This is a genomic window from Nocardia sp. NPDC051756 (assembly GCF_040681495.1).
Lineage (GTDB): Bacteria > Actinomycetota > Actinomycetes > Mycobacteriales > Mycobacteriaceae > Nocardia.
In genome coordinates this window covers 62,662-79,068 of record NZ_JBFAYV010000007.1, presented here as the reverse complement: position 1 = coordinate 79,068, position 16,407 = coordinate 62,662, and the positions used below count along the sequence as shown (strand labels likewise).

16 protein-coding genes are annotated in these 16,407 nt (G+C 69.9%); 2 read left to right on the top strand and 14 right to left on the bottom strand.

What is annotated here, in order from left to right; translation table 11 throughout:
• Positions 1-7 precede the first annotated feature (7 nt).
• The 14 genes from AB0M22_RS30505 to AB0M22_RS30440 form a co-directional block, all read right to left on the bottom strand.
• Entirely contained in the window at positions 8-769 is a 762-nt protein-coding gene (locus AB0M22_RS30505) for an SDR family NAD(P)-dependent oxidoreductase (RefSeq protein ID WP_364734239.1), read from the bottom strand.
• Positions 766-1,224 (bottom strand): holo-ACP synthase, encoded by a 459-nt coding sequence (gene acpS, locus AB0M22_RS30500; RefSeq protein ID WP_364734237.1) that lies wholly within the window; start codon positions 1,222-1,224, stop codon positions 766-768. Before acpS ends, AB0M22_RS30505 begins: the two co-directional genes overlap by 4 nt.
• Complete coding sequence (locus tag AB0M22_RS30495; protein ID WP_364734235.1) at positions 1,221-2,558, bottom strand: radical SAM protein; 1,338 nt, start codon at positions 2,556-2,558, stop codon at positions 1,221-1,223. Before AB0M22_RS30495 ends, acpS begins: the two co-directional genes overlap by 4 nt.
• A 16-nt stretch (positions 2,559-2,574) precedes the next feature.
• Positions 2,575-3,876, bottom strand: coding sequence for a beta-ketoacyl-[acyl-carrier-protein] synthase family protein (locus AB0M22_RS30490; RefSeq protein ID WP_364734233.1), 1,302 nt, complete (start codon positions 3,874-3,876; stop codon positions 2,575-2,577).
• Positions 3,873-4,364 carry a hypothetical protein gene (locus tag AB0M22_RS30485; protein WP_364734231.1) on the bottom strand — a complete coding sequence of 164 codons (492 nt, stop codon included), beginning with the start codon at positions 4,362-4,364 and terminating at the stop codon, positions 3,873-3,875. The genes AB0M22_RS30490 and AB0M22_RS30485 overlap by 4 nt, the downstream gene beginning before the upstream one ends.
• Positions 4,361-5,674: a beta-ketoacyl synthase N-terminal-like domain-containing protein gene (locus AB0M22_RS30480; protein WP_364734229.1), complete on the bottom strand. Its 1,314-nt coding sequence runs from the start codon at positions 5,672-5,674 to the stop codon at positions 4,361-4,363. Before AB0M22_RS30480 ends, AB0M22_RS30485 begins: the two co-directional genes overlap by 4 nt.
• A complete protein-coding gene (locus AB0M22_RS30475) occupies positions 5,667-6,986 on the bottom strand; it encodes a beta-ketoacyl-[acyl-carrier-protein] synthase family protein (RefSeq protein WP_364734226.1) in 1,320 nt (439 codons plus the stop codon). Before AB0M22_RS30475 ends, AB0M22_RS30480 begins: the two co-directional genes overlap by 8 nt.
• 3 nt (positions 6,987-6,989) lie before the next feature.
• Positions 6,990-7,646 carry a phosphopantetheine-binding protein gene (locus AB0M22_RS30470; protein ID WP_364735131.1) on the bottom strand — a complete coding sequence of 219 codons (657 nt, stop codon included), beginning with the start codon at positions 7,644-7,646 and terminating at the stop codon, positions 6,990-6,992.
• Positions 7,647-7,709: 63 nt separating this feature from the next.
• Complete coding sequence (locus AB0M22_RS30465; protein ID WP_364734224.1) at positions 7,710-9,077, bottom strand: aspartate aminotransferase family protein; 1,368 nt, start codon at positions 9,075-9,077, stop codon at positions 7,710-7,712.
• 129 nt (positions 9,078-9,206) lie between these two features.
• Complete coding sequence (locus AB0M22_RS30460) at positions 9,207-9,977, bottom strand: class I SAM-dependent methyltransferase (protein WP_364734221.1); 771 nt, start codon at positions 9,975-9,977, stop codon at positions 9,207-9,209.
• 6 nt (positions 9,978-9,983) lie between these two features.
• Positions 9,984-10,604 (bottom strand): SRPBCC family protein, encoded by a 621-nt coding sequence (locus tag AB0M22_RS30455; RefSeq protein WP_364734218.1) that lies wholly within the window; start codon positions 10,602-10,604, stop codon positions 9,984-9,986.
• 24 nt (positions 10,605-10,628) lie between these two features.
• Entirely contained in the window at positions 10,629-11,684 is a 1,056-nt protein-coding gene (locus AB0M22_RS30450; RefSeq protein ID WP_364734216.1) for an NAD(P)/FAD-dependent oxidoreductase, read from the bottom strand.
• Positions 11,681-12,997: an FAD-dependent oxidoreductase gene (locus tag AB0M22_RS30445; RefSeq protein WP_364734214.1), complete on the bottom strand. Its 1,317-nt coding sequence runs from the start codon at positions 12,995-12,997 to the stop codon at positions 11,681-11,683. Before AB0M22_RS30445 ends, AB0M22_RS30450 begins: the two co-directional genes overlap by 4 nt.
• A 12-nt stretch (positions 12,998-13,009) precedes the next feature.
• A complete protein-coding gene (locus AB0M22_RS30440) occupies positions 13,010-14,023 on the bottom strand; it encodes an AfsA-related hotdog domain-containing protein (RefSeq protein WP_364734212.1) in 1,014 nt (337 codons plus the stop codon).
• Between the two features lie 137 nt (positions 14,024-14,160).
• Between AB0M22_RS30440 and AB0M22_RS30435 the strand changes: the two genes are divergently transcribed.
• Positions 14,161-15,120: an ACP S-malonyltransferase gene (locus AB0M22_RS30435; RefSeq protein ID WP_364734210.1), complete on the top strand. Its 960-nt coding sequence runs from the start codon at positions 14,161-14,163 to the stop codon at positions 15,118-15,120.
• Positions 15,117-16,403, top strand: coding sequence for a wax ester/triacylglycerol synthase domain-containing protein (locus AB0M22_RS30430; protein ID WP_364734207.1), 1,287 nt, complete (start codon positions 15,117-15,119; stop codon positions 16,401-16,403). Before AB0M22_RS30435 ends, AB0M22_RS30430 begins: the two co-directional genes overlap by 4 nt.
• Positions 16,404-16,407 lie beyond the last annotated feature (4 nt).

Genomic DNA, 16,407 nt, shown 5'->3' with positions numbered 1-16,407 from the left:
GATACTCCTATCCCACTCCGCCGACCAGGATGGCCTGCCCATTGAGGTACGCACTCTCGCGTGCGCCGAGAAAGACCGCGATATCGGCCACGTCGTCCGGCGCGATCGGCCGCGGCATCGCCGCGCGCCGGGCGAGATAGCCGGCAACCGCCCGGATGTCGACGTCGAAACCGCCGAAATACGCGCGGCTGACGCCACTGTCGGCCAGCGTCGGGCAGATGGCGTTGACACAGATGCCGCGCCGCCCGACCTCCTGGGCGACGCTGCGGGTGAACCCGAGCACCGCCGCCTTCGCGGTCGCGTACGCGACTTCGTCTGCGCCGCCGGTCAATCCGAGCGCCGAGGCGACGTTGACGATCCGGCCGCTGCGCCGCGGCAGCATCCGGCGCACCGCCTGTCTGCTGCAATAGAAGACGGTGTCGAGGTTGATCCGGAGCATCCGGTGCCAGTCGGCGTCGTTGTGGAAGACCAGCGGTGAGCGCAGCGCCGCGCCGGCGTTGTTGATCAGGACGTCGATGCGGCCGTAGGTTTCGTCGGTGTGCTCGAAGAGCCGCGTCACGTCGACGGGGTCGGTCAGGTCGGCGACGAACGCGGTAATCGGCACGGCGGCAACGGCTTCGATCGCCTTCGCCGTGTCCTGTAAGCGGGTCTCGTCGATGTCGGTGAGCACCAGCGCCGCGCCCTCCTCGGCGTAGCGGGTGGCGATAGCGGTCCCGAATACACCGGCGGCACCGGTCACGACGGCGACGGAGTCGTCGAGGCGGTTCATGTGCTCACCGCCCCCTGCGCGGTGAGCAACACGTAGGCGACGGCATAGTCGCCGTCGTGACTCAATGACACTGCGGCACCGGTGATACCGAGTCGCCGCGCCAGTGCCGGCAGGCGGTTGTGCAGGAGCAACCGCGGTGCTCCGGCGGACCGGCAGACCTCGATGTCGCGCAGTCGCCGGGTCGCGGGCGGCAGGCCCAGGCCGACCTGCAACGCCTTCAACGTGGCCTCCTTGGCGCTGAACCGGGCGGCGAAATGCGGTGCGGGATCACGGAATCCGGCGCAGTAGGCGATCTCCGCCGGGCGGAACACCCGGTCGGTGAACCCGGTGCCGGCGGCGAGCAGGGCCCGCACCCGGCCGATCGCCGCGAGATCGACTCCCACCGTCATCGGCGCCGCGCCGGAGAAGGCCGATAGCAGCAGTGGGGACACGGCGGCTTCGGTGGCGGCGGTCATGGCCGTCCCTCCGCGCCGACGGTCGATCCATAATGTCGCTCCACGGCGCGCCGATAGGCCAGGTTGAGACCGACGATGGCGCGCTTCTTCGCCCCGGACCGCGGGCCGGGCAGTGGGGCATCGCCGAGATGACGGCGCAGTCGCTGCCGGGTCACCGCGCGGGAATAGGTTCTGGTGTAGAGGTATTCGAGGCCGTCCTCGAGCTGAGCGACGGTCATCGACACCGGCGCCACCGACGCGCGCAGGTGCGACGGCCCGCCCGGACCGGGGTCGATCATTCGCCCCGCGCGCCGATGTTGTTCGTACAGTGGCACTCCCGGCCCGCTGCCGAGCGGGTTGAAGTGGCAGATCTCGATCTCGTTGTCCACGACGAACTCCAGGGTCCGCTCGAACACGTCCGGGGTATCGCCGGCGAAACCGAAGACGAACGAACCGATCACCCCGATGCCCGCATCGTGCAGCCGGGCGATGTGCCTGCGATAATCGGTCGGACGGCTCCAGGCTTTGTCTGAGGAGACCAGGTTCTGCGGGTGCACCGATTCCAGGCCGATGAACACGAGCATGCACCCGGCCTGCCCGGCGGCCTGCGCCAGCGACTCGCGCTGGGCGATGGTGATCGTCGCCTGACTGCCCCACAGCACCCGCAGCGGTGCCAATTCGGCGAACAGGGTCCGCGCATAGCGCGGGTTCCCGACGATATTGATATCCGAGAACTGGACGAAATCGCCGGTGCGCGACTCGATCTGGGCGAGCACCTGATCGATCGGCCGGGTGCGGAAGGACTCGTGGTGGTAGCGGGTCTCGATGCAGAAGTTGCACGAGAACGGGCAGCCCCTGGTGGCTTCCACCGGAAACACATAGTCGTGCGGCGGCAGGTGTTCGGGACCGTACTGCGGCAGCGTCGCCAGATCGACGGGGCCGCCGAGGTAGCGCGGGCGCAGGCGGCCGGCTGCCGCGTCGTCGAGCACCTGCGGCCACACCTGCTCGACCTCGCCGCGGATGACGGCGGCGGCCCCGATCCGCTCGGCCTCGGGGTCATAGCTGGGGAAGTACCCGTCGACGACGACCGGCGTGCCCAGTCCGGCGAAACCGCGGACCAGTTCACCGGTGCGGCGCTCGCCGAAGAACTTCGAGGTGACGGCGACCAGGTCGGCATCGGCGAAGCGGTCGAAATCGGTGATGGGCGTTGCGTTCTCGTCGATCACCGTGACCCGGTGCGCGGCCGAGGTCATGGCCGCGCGGTAGGCGAGGTTGACCGGCACCGGGTTGAGCATGCGGTTGCCGTAGATCACGCTCTTGTCCCGGACGTCGGGGTTCACCAGTAACACGTGCATGTGCGCCATCCCATCCTCAGACCGGTGCCATCGCGTCGTCGGCGGCGCGACGCACCACCAGGGTGCCGTTCTGGCCGCCGAGGCCGAACGAGTTGGTCAGCGCCACCTCCACCGGCAGCTGCCGGGCCGTGCCGGGAACGTAATCGAGATCGCATTCGGCATCGCGGTGGCGATAGTTGAGCGTCGGCGGCACGAGGCCGGTGCGCACGCTCAGCACGGTGCTGATGAATTCCACGGCGCCGCAGGCGGCGATGAGATGGCCGGTCATCGACTTGTTCGCGGTGATCGCGAGCCGGGTCGCGGCGCGGCCGAAGACGTGCTTGATCGCGGTGGTCTCCACCCGGTCGTTGAGGATGGTCGCGGTGCCGTGCGCGTTGACCAGGCCGACCTGATCCGGGGTCACCGCCGCGTCGGCCAGCGCCGCCCGCATCGACAGCGCCGCGCCCGCGCCGTTCGGGTGCGGTTCGGTGAACCGGTGCGCATCCAGCGAGCGGCCGAACCCGGCGACCTCGGCGTACCACGGCGCCGACCGGCGACGGGCGTGCGCCTCGGTCTCCAGTACGACCATGCCGGCGCCCTCGCCGACCACGAAACCGGTCCGGGTCGCGTCGAACGGGCGGCCGGTGCGGCCGGGCAGATTGTCGGTCGACGGTGCGCCGAGGGCGACCAGCCCGGCGAGGCCGAGCGGGTTGATCATGGAATCCATTGCGCCGCACAGCACGACGTCCACGCCGCCGCGCCGGAGCAGGCGGAACGCGGTGCCGATGGCGTGGGCGCCGGCCGCGCAGGCCGAGGTGATCACGGTGGTCGGTCCGGTGACGCCCAGATGTCCGGCCAGCAGGCCGATCACCAGGTCCTGCGGATCGCGGATCAGCGAAACCGGGTTGATCGTCGCCGGGCCGGCCAGCGGGGCCGGGAGCCGGAATCGGCCGTGGTCGTCGAGATGCCCGGCGATGTCGTCCATTCCGACGATGCCGAGACCCGCGCCGAGCACCAGGCCGACTCGGCCGGTGGCGCGCACCGCGATCGGGCCGCCGGTCCGGGTCAGGCCGCTGTCGGCGAGGGCCATGGCGCAGGCCGCGAGCGCGAACCGGGCCTGCCGGTCGGCGCGCAGCTCGGCCGGGAACGGGCCGTCCCAGTAGTCGTGCACGTCGAATTCGGCGACCTCGGCGGCGATCCGGGTCGGCAGGGCGGACGCGTCGAACAGCGTGATCGGCCCCTCGCCCGAGACGCCGGCCACGAGGTCGGCCCAGAACTGGTGATGGCCGAGCCCGATCGGGGTAACCGCGCCGAGCCCGGTCACAACCACCCGGTTCATCGGGACACCGTCCCGCTCGGCACGGCCCGGATCCGGTCGAGCGACCAGCCGGAGTAGTAGCGGAACCGGTTTTCCTCGGCCGCGATCTCGGCCGGGTCGGTGATGTCCTGAAGCACGTAGTTCAGCCGCGCGATGTGTGCGACGGGCGTCGTCTCGTCGTAGGCCGCGCAGCTGAGCTGCGCCCAGCGCTTGCTCAGCCCGAGCATTCGGGCCTCGACCCGCATCGCCCGGCCCGGCGGGAGTTCGCCGACGATCTCGGCCCGATCGATGATGCACAGGAACGCCGAGACGGTGAAATCGGTGCTCAGATGCACCAGCCAGCCCGCGACCTGCGCCATCGACTCGAGCAGCAGCGAGCCGCTGAGCAGCCGGCGGCCCGCGTAGCCCGCGGCCAGATGGTCCTCGGTGAGCGAGACGTGTTTCACCGCGACCATGGACTCGCCCTTGCTCGCCTCCAGCACCCGGTCGTAGAGCAGGAATCGCATCATGTCCCCTTCGCCTCGAACGGACCGAACACGACGCACTCGCTCTGCCCGCGGAACCCGCCGGCCAGGCACGCCACGGCGGTGCCGGCACCGATCCGGCGTGGACGGTCGCGCACCAGGTCCAGATTCGAATCAGGTTCGGGATGAAGCAGATTGGTGATCGCGGGCACTCGCTGCTCGACCAGACTGTGCACGGCGAAGACACTGTGCAGCGGCAGTGCCGCCGCCAGCAGGTGACCGGTGGCTCCCTTGGCCGAGGTCACCGGGACATCGGCGGCGTGCCGGCCGAGCACCGCGCCGATGGCGGCCGCCTCGACGGCGTCGCCCGACGGCAGTCCCGGCGCGTCGGCGTACACGCAGCCGAGCCGGTCCGGGGTCAGCGCCGCGTCGTCGAGGGCGGCGGCGAGCGACTGCTCGATCGCCGTGCGCGGTGGGTGCGGCTCCGGCCCGGGTGGCACGCCGACCGCCGCACCGTGACCGAGCACCTCCGCGAGTACGTGCGCGCCCCTGGCCCTGGCGTGCGGAAGCGTCTCGAGTACCAGCACGGCCGCGCCCTCGCCGGGCACCGTTCCGGTGCGGTCTCGATCGAACGGCCGGCCCGATCCGGCGGCCGGATCGGCGGTCCGCGCGACGATGCCGAGGTAGAGCATGCGTTGCAGGGCAGACAGATTCAGCCGCGGGCTGACCCCGCCGGCCAGCATCACCTCGGCGTCGCCGTCCTGCAACATGCGCAGCGCCGCGCCGATCGCCTGCCCGCCGGCCTCGCCGAACGGGCTGAACGAAGCGTTCGGCCCGTGCAGCCCGTACTGCATGGCGATCTGGCAGAGGGTGGCGTTGTTGAGCATCACGATGGAGACCATGGGCGAAATGGCGCGCCAGCCGGTGCGGCAGAACCGTTCGATGTCGAAGCCGATCGGATCGCGCAGGGACCGGCGGGCGGCGAGTTCCAGATCGGCGATGTCGTAGTCGATCATGGTGACGCCCAGGGTGATTCCGGTCGCGTCGGCGTCCACGTTGCCCGGATGGATCTTCGCCGAGGTCATCGCCTGCCCGGTGGCGGCGAAGGCCAGGTGCGTGTGCAGCCGCATGGCCCGGGCGGCCTTGCGGTCGGTGATCCAGTCGCCCGGGTCGATGCCGCGCACCTGGGCCGCGGCCAGCGGCCGGTCGCCGGACCGTAGTTCGAGGTCTTCGGCGAGCCCGCGCAGCGGCCCGACGCCGGAAACGCCGCGCAGCAACGCATTCCACTGCGTTCGCGCATCGTTGCCGAGCGCGGACACCGCGCCGACGCCGGTCACCACCACGCGCTCACCCATGGCCGTCGCCGTCCGCCCGGCCGGGCCAGCGGCGCAGCACGATGCTCGCGTTCTGCCCGCCGAACCCGAACGAGTTGCTCATCGCGACCCGGACCTCCTGCGCGCGAGCGGTATTCGGCACATAGTCCAGATCGCAGTCGGGGTCCGGGAATTCGTAGTTGATGGTGGGCGGGATCAGGCCCGTGCGCAGCACGTGCAGGCAGGTGACGCATTCGATCGCGCCCGCCGCGGCGATCGTGTGCCCGATCATCGACTTCTGCGAGCTGATCGGGATCGAGGCCGCCCGGTCGCCGAAAACCTTGTGCACCGCCCGGGTTTCGGCCCGATCGTTGATCAGCGTCGAGGTGCCGTGCGCGCTGATGTAGTCGATGTCCTCGGCCCGCAGCCCGCCGTCGGTGAGGGCGCCGGACATCGCCAGCACCGCGCCCGCACCGTGCGGCGGACTGTCGGTGATGCGGTAGGCATCACACGACGTGCCGTACCCGGCCACCTCGGCCAGCGGTTCGGCGCCGCGGCGCAGCGCGTGCCCGAGCTCCTCCAGCATCACGAAGGCGGCGCCCTCGCCCATCACGAAGCCGCACCGTCGGCGATCGAACGGACGACTCGCGGCCGCGGGCCGGTCGTTGAACCGGGTGGCCAGCGCGGTGAGCAGGTCGAACGACGAGATGCCGAGGAAACTGAGCAGCGAATCGCAGCCACCCGCCAGCACCGCGTCGGCGTCGCCCTCGCGGATCCAGAGGGTGGCCTCGCCGATCGCCTGGGTGCCCGACGCGCAGGTCGACGACACGGTCATGGTCGGCCCGGCCGCGCCGCACAGGTGGGCGAGCGCGGCCGCGCTGGCGTTCTTGCGCATGCTGTGCCGCTGGGTGGCCAGCAGGCCGGCGAACTCCGGGCCGGGACCCGTTGTCCCCGAGCCGATCCGGCGCTGGAGCAACTCGTCCAATACGCCGATGTCGTACATCTGGCCGGAGGTGCCGACACACACCCCGAACCGGTGCGGGGGCGTATCGGTCAGTCCGGCAAGCCGTTTCGTCGCGAGACCGGCGGCGAGGCCGAGCTGTACCGCGCGGGGCGCCGATCGGGACAGCGCCTCGGCGCGCGGCGCGTACCCCGCCGTCGCGGCGAGGAACCCGTCATCGACCTCGGCCGCCACCTGGGAGCCGAGTCCGGAGGCGTCGAATCGGGTGGTGGTGCGAATGCCGGAGCGACCGTCGACGAAGCCGCGGAAGGTCGTCTCGGCATCCGCGCCGAGCGGCGTCACCATCTCCGCCGCCGTGATGACCACCCGTCGCGGGTGTGCTTCGCCGAACACCGGTCACTCCGCGACGGCGTCGGCCGGGGCCGGTGCGCTCGCCGGGCCGGTCGCGGCCTCGGCCTCGGCGGCCTGCACCCGGCTCTGCCGGACCAGCAGCGCCACCTCGTCGAGCTCGCGGATCTCCTCGAACCAGTTCTGGTTCAGCTCGTCGCCGGGTATCGCGGTGAGTTCGGTTCCGCAGCCGTCACATTCGGCGTGGAACTCGCCGTCCTCGTTGCGCAGGAACGTCCGGCTGCCGCCGCAGGCCTGGCACCGCTCGGGGATGGTGTCGAGCAGCCGCTGGCACAGCCCGCCCCAGGTGTGCACCGTCCACAGCGCGGCCACGTCCTCGACGCGCATCCCGGGTTCGACCTTGCTCAGATCGACCCCGAGGAGACGTTCGCGGACCAAGTAAGCGCCCAGCGGCGTCAGCCTGCGCAGCGTGTCCACCGCCGCTCCCGCGCCGAACACGTCTTCGGCCTGTTCGTTCAGGTCGTCGCGCGGCACCGAGATCGGCAGGAACTGCTCCAGCCGGAAGGTGATGTCCAGGAAGTCGATCGATTCCGCACCGAGCTCCGGAATCAGCAATTTGTCCGGCGTCACGTCGTCCAGTTCGACGGCGAGCGCCAATGCGACCGCGCTGCGTACGATGTCGTCGAGTTCCTCCGAACTCAGCATGGACCCCACGGCGTTCCTCCTCGGATCGGTGTACATGGTGGGTTTGCTTCTGCGCTGACGGGTTCAGCCCTTGGCCGTGAGCCGGGAGTATCTGGCCAGCACGCCGTCGAGGCGGCGGTAGAGCTCGTCGACCTCCTCGGTGGTGATGGTGAGCGGCGGGACGATGCCGATGGTGCCGCCGAGGCCCTCCGCGCCCTGGCTGCCGATGATCAGCCCGCTCAGCGCGAGCCGGTCCTCGATCACCTGCCATTGCGGTTGCGGGATAGGCTCTTTGGTGTCCCGGTCCTTGACCAGCTCGATCCCCATCAGCAGTCCCGCGCCGCGGATATCGCCGACGATCGGGTACTCGCGCAGGTTCGCGAACTTGTCGAAGAGGTACTTGCCGGTCTGGCGGACCTGATCGACGATGCCGTCGCGCTGCATGATCTCCAGGGTGGCCAGCGCCGACGCGCAGCAGAGCGGATTGCCGTTCGTGGTGCTGCCGGTCGCGATGAAACCGTCTACCGTGGAAAGGAATTCGCGGTACACGTCGTCGTGCACGACGACCGCGCCGAACGGCAGATAGCCGCTGTTGATGCCCTTGGACAGGGCCATGAAGTCCGGTCGCACCCCGAAGTAGTCGGCGCCGAACCACTCGCCGAGCCTGCCGAATCCGGTGATCACCTCGTCGTAGGCGAGCAACAGGTCGTTGCTGTCGCAGATCTCGCGTAGCCGCTCGTGGTATTCGCGGGTCGGCACGATCGCGCCGCCGACCCCGAGCGCGGGCTCGACGAGCACGCCGGCGATGTTCGCCGCCCCGAGCCGCTCGACCATCGTCTCGACCGCGTCGGCGCAGGCGAGCGTGCACGTTCCGGCACAACCGGATTCGCATCGATACGCGTACGGCGAGGGCGCGTGATGGAAACCGGGGGTCAACGGTTCGAACTGTCTGCGGAACCGGCGGAACGCGGAGCCGGTGGCGCTCAACGCGCCGTAGGTGACCCCGTGATAGGCCCGATCCAGGGCGATCACGCCGAGCTTGGTGGTGTCCTCGCCGAAGCGCAGCCGCTGATACTGCCGCATCATCTTGATGATGGTTTCGTTGGCCTCGGAGCCGGTGGACGCGAAGAAGACGGTGTTCAGTCCGTCAGGGGTCACCGCGGCCAGCCGGTGGGCGTACTCGTCGGCGGCCTGGTGCGTGGCCCGCTCGATGGGGAAGTACAGCAGCTTGCCCGCCTGCTCGCGGATCGCCTCGATGATCTCGGGATGGGCGCCGCCGAGGCTCAGATTGCACAGTCCGCCGAATGCGTTGAGATACCGATTGCCTTCGGTGTCCACCACCCATACGCCCTCGGCCGAGGCGATGCTGATGCCGCGCCTGCGAAAACCGCGCATATTGGTGAAGCCGTGCCAGAATGTCGAATCGGTCTGCGCCGCAATTTGATTCGGCATGACACTCCTCGCGTCGCCAGGGCTGGAAACGGACCGGTGGGGAAGATGTTCCGGGTGAACCGGTTCCGTCTGAGACGACGATAACCTTGGGTACGGCCCTGTTTCCTCGGCCGAATGGTCACACCTGGCTCAACACTTGGTGGAGGCCGCCGCCTCGCTCCGCTGCGCATCGAGTGGCCGATCCGGCTCGGCGGACAACGTGGCGAGGTCCCACCCGGCGCGCTGGCAGGCGAGTCCGGCCGCGGTGGCTTCGGCGACGATGGTGCGCAGGTCGAGCGCCCACCACTGCACGGTGCTCACCGACTCCCGTACCGTCCGCCCGTCCTGCACCACCCGGCAGATCGTGGTCAATTCGATCCGTCCCGGGTCGGCGGGGCGGGAACCGAGCCAGATCTCGTGGTGTCGCACACCGAATCTCGTGACGCCGACTCGAATCGGCCGGACGGTCCGGGTGGCGGGAAACGGCGCGGCGTCCACGACCGCCCGGCAACCGGGCGCGAGCCGGTCGGCGAGCAGTCGCCACAACGCGTGCCGGTCCTCCGGTGCGAGATACCCGAGCACCCCGCAGGCGACCATGCCGCCGATCCGGTTGGGCAGAGTGGTCTCCTGGAGGGTGCCCGCGACGATGGTCACCCGCGGCGCCAGCGCGTTCGCCAGCACCCGGCCGGCGAGTGCGGCGCGCATGGCGGGGGAGGGCTCGATCGCGATGATCGGGACTTCGGCCAGCGCGGCGCCGATCATCTCGACGACCAGCCCGGTGCCGGCGCCGACATCCACGATCGGCGAATTCGTTTGTGCGGCAGGGGACATGGCCTTCGCCAACGCGGCGGCCCGCGGCCGCCAATAGGGCCGACCGGCGATGTCGTAGAACTCCGCGGCCGCACCGTAGTTGTCGGTCACGACGGGTCACCGCCCGGCGGTGGGGGCGGGCAGCGTGCGGTGTTCGAGGATCTTCTGCATATTGCGCAGCTCCAGCACATCGCAGGCGTGGAACAGCGGCCACATCGACCCAGGCCAGACCCGGCCCCGGCGGGGGGAGAGATGCGGATACGGATTCTGGTCGTAGTACGGATGACGCCAGATCGTCCACGAGACCAGCGCGCCGCTGCGTCGCTGCACCCGGCGGGCGGACAGCACCCGGCCGCAGAACACCATCCACAGATCCTCGCCCTGGTCGAAGGCCGACTCGTAGTCGACGGTGCCGACCTCGCGATTGCCGGTGATGCGCAGGTGGATCGTGGTGTCCGGATCGGTGGCGTCCACCCCGATGTAGCGGCCGGTGTCGCCGTCGGGGCGGAAATCGCGCATGCTGTAGGTGAATTCCTCGACGCTGCGGATATCGAGCAGATAGTCGTAGAGGACCTCCGGTGGACAGTCGACGTGCTGATGCACGGTGTACACCTCGCGGTCGGCGGCGCCCGCGCGCAGCTGCCTGGTCAGGGCGAGCAACTGGTTGGTCGCGTCGGCGCGCGAGACCGTCTCGCACCGGAAGAGTCCGGGGATGTCGTCGAGCGGCGTGCTGGTCATGGGTTCTCCCTCGGCGAGTGGGTGCTACGGCGGAATGCCGTTGCAGCGGTTGAGCATCATCACCTCGCCGAACACCCGGGCACGGTGCTGCTCCGCGTCGATCCGCGGCATGCGGCGGCGGGCGAACCGGGTGAGGGCGGTGTCGATGTGCGCCGTGTCCACCCGCACCAGTTCGTCGTCCAGCACCGCTGCCGACTCCATCGCCAGCGACGCGCCGATGCCGGTGCTCGGCACCAGGCCGGCGGCGGCATCGCCGAGCAGCACGATCCGTCCCCGAATCCATTGGGGGACGGTGACTTCCACCAGATCCAGGCTTTCGACCCGGTCGGCGTCGGGCAGGGTGCGCAGGATCAGGCACTCGTCGGCGCGGCACGGGTCGCTCGGCGGCCACCGGTCGGCGGACGAGGCCGGGCTCGCGTCGTCGAACGGGCCGGCGATCGCGACGAAGCAGGCGACCCGATCCTGGGTCGGATACGCGGACATGATGCGCCGCAGTCCCCAGGTCTCGTGCAGCTCGTCCGGCGGGGTGACATCGCGCGGCGCCCACCACCACCAGATGCGCCAGCCGAACCGATGTTCGGCGGTGTGCAGCTCGGCCTGCCTGCGGGTGCGAGAGCGGATGCCGTCCGCGCCGACGACCAGGTCGTAGTCGTGCTCCCGGCCGTCGTCGAACCGGACCCGCACGGTCGAGCCGATCTGGCGCATCCGGTCCACCTCGGTCTCCAGATCGACCGGTGTGCCGCCGTTGGCCGAGGCGAGGATGGCGAGCAGTTCGGCGCGCGGAGCTGTGCGGGGCAACCCCTTTCCGGCGTCGAGGCGGTCGAGATCGAAGGTACGCAGGATCGTGCCGTCGCGGTCGTGCACGACGTAGCGCCGCAATGGCACGCTCAGGTCGATGAAGGAGTTCCACAGCCCGAGGCCGTGCAGGATGCGACTTCCGGCCGGCCACAACGCGATCGCGTATCCGGTGGGGCCGTAGCTGCCGATCGTGTCGATCACCGTGGGGCGCAGTCCGCGTTGACGCAGCCGCGCCGCGAGGGTGAGCCCGGCGATGCCGCCGCCGACGATCAGGATTCTCACCCCGTCGCTCCGCGGGGCGGAGCGGCCGAAAGCAGTGCGGCGGCAGCATTTTCGCCGGAGCGGCAGCATGCTTCGACCGAGGCGCCGAGCAGGTAGTCGCCGGCCAGGGCGAGGCCGGTGAGCGGGGCAGCGGCTGCGGTCAGCGCATCGAGGAAGTCACTGTGGTGCGGCAGGTAGCCGCAGTAGGCCTGCGGCCAATGACGAACTGCCGCCGAGGTTCTCGGTTGACGCGCGGTCCCCAAGTGGGTGCGCAGCTGATGTTCGGTATCGGTGACCAGGTCGAGTACGTCGGTGTCGGCCGGATCGGTCAGCCGGCCGTGCTTGCCCGAGAAGGTGTATCGGACAATGTTTCTCGTCTCCTTGCCGTAGCTGCCCGCGTTGCTGCACGGCTGGTCGTCGAGGGCGATGGCGCGCACATCCGCGGCGAAGACGTCGTATGCGTAGCGCACCACCGCGACCGTGGCCGGGAAGTAGCGCACCGAGCGCAGCAGTTCGGCCACGGTGTCCGACAGCGGTGCCAGCAGTGGTGCGGCCGCGTGGGCGGGGGTGCAGACGGCGACGGCGTCGTAGCGAGCCTGGGTGGCGCGCCCGCCCGCGTCGAGCAGGTGCAGGACAACGCCGCCGTCGAGCCGGGTGATGCCGGTAACCGTTGTGCGGTAACGAGTCTCGACCAGATCCCCGATGCGCGCCAGCAGGGTGGACAGTCCGGTGGTCGGTTGATCGAAGGTATCGATCAGCATGCCCATATTGGTCGGGAAGTTGCCGTAATAGGCCTCGTCCGGCTCGGCGCCGTTCATCCGGACCGTGATCGGCCGGAGGAAGTTGGCGGTCGTGCGCTTGCCGAAATGCTCCGACAGCGGCCGATCGTCGTGGCGGCCGAGCTTTCTGGCGAGGTCGGAGCCGAGGAACCGGGCCGGTTCCGCGGATTTCACCTTCCTGGCGATGCGGTCCAGGGCGGTCAGGTCCCGCCAATCGCACATCCGCAGAATGCCGTTCATCGTGGCGGCCCGGTTGTCGCTGTCGAGGCCGACCAGCCGGCCCGCGACGACCCGGGAGGTGTTGATGCCGAAGGGCTCGTATCCGGTGCCGCCGAGCAGTTCCAGCAGCGCCCGGAATCGGGTGTAGCGGCGCCCGATGTTCTTGCCGCCGAGCAGGACTTCGCGATCGCCGAGTTCGGCGAAACCGAGCCGCCCACCGATTCGGTCGTCGCGTTCCAGGATCTCGACCGCGCAGCCCGCCCGATGCAGCGCGAGCGCGGCGGCGATACCGCAGACCCCGGCCCCGACCACCGCGACTCGTTCCGGTGTGCGCACGTGGTCCTCCCGTCAGCCCGAACCGGATTCGTCGAGCACCTCGAGGTCGATGGCGCCGAGCGACTCACCCGCCTGGTCGAAGGCGACCCGAACCCGGTGCCGACGGCCGGGGCCGGGGTCGCCGGATTCGGTGATCGCCGCCTGGCAGCCGGTGCGTAGATCCGGTTCGCAGAAATTGCCGAAATCGACGTCACAACCGATGATTACGGCCCGGCGCGGGTCGGTGTCGCGGTGTTTCGACAGCGCGGCCAGGCAGGCCTGTCTGGCCGCTTCCAGCAGCAGCATGCCGGGTACGTGATCCATCGGATGATCGAAGAACACCGGATGCCTCGGATCGAAGGTCAGTTCGCATGTGATGCTGTCTGCGCCGCCGTCGATCTCGTTGGCGAGCAAGATATTCCGCGGTGATCCTCGACCGACCCGGTCCGGGGCGAGCAGGGTGGTCGGGTCGAGCGGTCGTGCCGGTTCCGGACCGAGCGCGAGCGTCTTCGTCCGTGCGCGTTCGCGAATGTATTCGTAGTAGTGCAGCGGCAGTGGCAGCCACCGGCCGCCGGCCCGCCCGCATTCGTGGCCGTCGACGATGATGGTCACCGGGTGCTGGGCCAGCCGCTCGGAGGTGCGCGCGTTGACGATGGTCACCACGCGTGCCGGATCCGGGCCGGTGCGCAGGCGTTCTGGGGCGAAGATGTCGATCCGCATGTCCCGGAAGACCAGGAACTGGTTGTCCGGCACGTTCACGAACTGATGCGCGACATACTCGGTCACCTGCCGGGTGACCTCCATGATCGCGATCGTGTCCAGGTAGTCCGGATTGCCGCCGTCGTTGAACAGCATGTGGCTGCGCGGGAGCATCGCCGCCACGGCCCATTCGCGTTTGCCGATCACCGCCGCGTCGGTGAGGAAGACCTCGTTGACCGCGGCGCGATGCACGAGCGAGCGCGGCACCGTCTGCTCGAAGCTCAACTGCGCGAGGGCCGTTCGGTCGCCATCCGGCGCGGGGCGGGTAGTCACTGCGGTTTCGTCCACGGGCTGCCTCTCCGGGATTCGCGGCTCGAACTACCGCGAGCGTATCGACGGGACCGGCCCGGATCATCGTGCGTTCGCTGACCCGATCTCAACGTCTGACCGAATACCGGTGCCGCAGCGGGCGATACGCTCGGGCTGTGCTCGATAGTGACGGCGGGGTGGACGTGCCGACCCGGTCCGGCGAGCCGGCCGGATGTGCGTTGATCTTCCAGGGTCAAGGCGCGCAGCGACCCGCCATGGGCGACCGATGGCGAGACACACCGCAGTGGCGGATTGTCTGCGAGGTCTCCGAATGGACCGGTTACGACATCGCCGAGTTGGTATTGCGCACCGGCGAACAGCGGTTGCGGCGGACGGATTCGGCGCAGTTGTCGATCTTCACCATGTCGCTGATGGCGCTGGACTACCTGACCGAGCGCGGCCTGGTCGGCCCGGTCCGCGCGTGCGCCGGGCACAGCCTGGGGGAGTACACGGCGTTGGTGGCGGCGGGCGCGCTGGCGCCGGCCACCGGTGCGCGGCTCATCGCGGCGCGCGGCGCGGCGATGCGCGCGGCCACCCGGCAGCGACCGGGGACGATGGCCGCGATCCTCGGCGCGGACGACGACACCGTCGAGCAGCTCACCGCCGCGGTCCGGTCCGCGGGAGCTCAGGTGTGGGTGGCCAATGTGAACGGGCCGCGGCAGGTCGTCGTGTCCGGCACGGTCGACGGGGTGGCCGCGGTGACCGAGCTGGCCAGGGATTCGCGGCTGAAGATCGTGCGGATCCCCGTCGACGGTGCTTTCCACACGCCGTTGATGGCCGCCGCAGCACCGTTGTTGCGCACGGCTCTGGCCGCGGCCGAATTCCGGTCGACTGACATTCAGGTGGTCGCGAATGTGGATGCGGGGCTGTATACCGCTGCGCGGTGGCGGGACCTGGCCGAGCGGCAGCTGACCGCACCCGTGCGCTGGACGGCGGTGATCCGGCGACTGACCGACCTCGGTTGTGCGCGGCTGGTCGAGATCGGGCCGAGCAGGGTGCTCGCGAAGTCCATCGGGCGCGGCGAATCAGCCCCGGCCGTACGGTATTTCGGCTATCCGGGGGAGCTGAGCGCATGAGCCCGCGGCATCGGTGGTCGGCCGGTCATCGCCGGGATCGGTTGAGCGAGTTGGACTGTGTCCATCTGCGCCTCGACAGCGTGGGGCATCCGATGCACTGGATGCTGGGCTTGCGGCTCGAACCCGGCGATCCGGTCACGCTCGAGCAGTTGCGTGCGCGGGTGTCGGTTCGCGCGCACGGACACGACATGTACCGGCTGTGCCTGCCGGAGCGCTTGGGCCGCCGGCCGAGATTCGTTCGGGCAGAGGTGGATCCGCGCGAACGAGTGCGGGCGGCCGCGGTGCGCGACCACGATGGGTTGTTGCGCTCGATCGAGCAGCTCATGGCGACGCCGATGACCCGCACCGCGCCGCTGTGGGACATCACCCTGGTCGACGAGCAGGACCGGGGGAGTCAGACGGTGTTGCTGCGGGTGCAGCACTGCCTGAGCGACGGTTTGGCCGGGCCGGGTTTCGCCGCCCTGGTCGTGGACACCGTAGGCGCGACGGCTGCCGACTACGCCAGATTCGTTACCGCGCCGCGGTTTCCGTTCACCAGGTCGCTCACCTGGCGGACCTGCACCGAGGTGCCGCGGCAGTATCGCGCGGCGCGCTCGGTACGACGAGCTGGACGAGTGCTGCCGTTCCCGCCGCAGGACTGCGTTCGGCAGGTCGCGACGTTCGAGATTCCGCTGCGCCGGCTACGCCGGAACGCGGTCGAGGCGGCCGGGTCGAGCACCGAGTATCTGCTGGCGAGTGCCGCCGAGGCGTATCGGCGGGTGGCGCCGCGCGGTTCGGCGGACGGGGTGCGGATCATGCTGCCGGTCACCCTCGACCAGGAGTTGCGGCACACCGGCAATGCCACCGCGTCGGCGTTCCTCGACCTGGATATGTCGGGTGTGCGGATGGCCGACCGGGTGCGGGCGGTGCGGGAACGAATGGCAGCCATCGACCCGGTGGCGCAGGCCCGGGCACTGGCCTCGGCGGGCGTGGATTTGCAGTATCTGCCGTGGCGGGCGCAGACCAGGCTGATGGCGCGGATGGTGCGGGACACCTGTCAGCTCAGCGTGAGTATCACGCCGGGATTTGTCCAGCGGCACACGGTCTTCGGCCGCGCCGTGACCGCCGTGCTGCCGTTGTCACCGCTGATGGCCGACGAACTCATGGTCACCACGCTGATCCTGCGTGATCAGTTGAGCGTGGGCGTGGTCGCCGATCCGCGGGTATTGCCCTGTGCGCTGGCAGAATTCGCCGATGCCCTACGGGATCTGCTGCTCGATGTCGGTGCGCCGTTGTCGCGGTAGCCGG

What these genes read in the sequence shown, in the direction of transcription:
- AB0M22_RS30430 (WP_364734207.1), top strand. Translation starts at nt 15,117, where the DNA reads ATGAGCCCGCGGCATCGGTGGTCGGCCGGTCATCGCCGGGATCGGTTG.
- AB0M22_RS30495 (WP_364734235.1), bottom strand. Translation starts at nt 2,558, where the DNA reads ATGCACGTGTTACTGGTGAACCCCGACGTCCGGGACAAGAGCGTGATC.
- AB0M22_RS30480 (WP_364734229.1), bottom strand. Translation starts at nt 5,674, where the DNA reads ATGGGTGAGCGCGTGGTGGTGACCGGCGTCGGCGCGGTGTCCGCGCTC.
- AB0M22_RS30470 (WP_364735131.1), bottom strand. Translation starts at nt 7,646, where the DNA reads ATGCTGAGTTCGGAGGAACTCGACGACATCGTACGCAGCGCGGTCGCA.
- AB0M22_RS30505 (WP_364734239.1), bottom strand. Translation starts at nt 769, where the DNA reads ATGAACCGCCTCGACGACTCCGTCGCCGTCGTGACCGGTGCCGCCGGT.
- acpS (WP_364734237.1), bottom strand. Translation starts at nt 1,224, where the DNA reads ATGACCGCCGCCACCGAAGCCGCCGTGTCCCCACTGCTGCTATCGGCC.
- AB0M22_RS30485 (WP_364734231.1), bottom strand. Translation starts at nt 4,364, where the DNA reads ATGATGCGATTCCTGCTCTACGACCGGGTGCTGGAGGCGAGCAAGGGC.
- AB0M22_RS30490 (WP_364734233.1), bottom strand. Translation starts at nt 3,876, where the DNA reads ATGAACCGGGTGGTTGTGACCGGGCTCGGCGCGGTTACCCCGATCGGG.
- AB0M22_RS30455 (WP_364734218.1), bottom strand. Translation starts at nt 10,604, where the DNA reads ATGACCAGCACGCCGCTCGACGACATCCCCGGACTCTTCCGGTGCGAG.
- AB0M22_RS30465 (WP_364734224.1), bottom strand. Translation starts at nt 9,077, where the DNA reads ATGCCGAATCAAATTGCGGCGCAGACCGATTCGACATTCTGGCACGGC.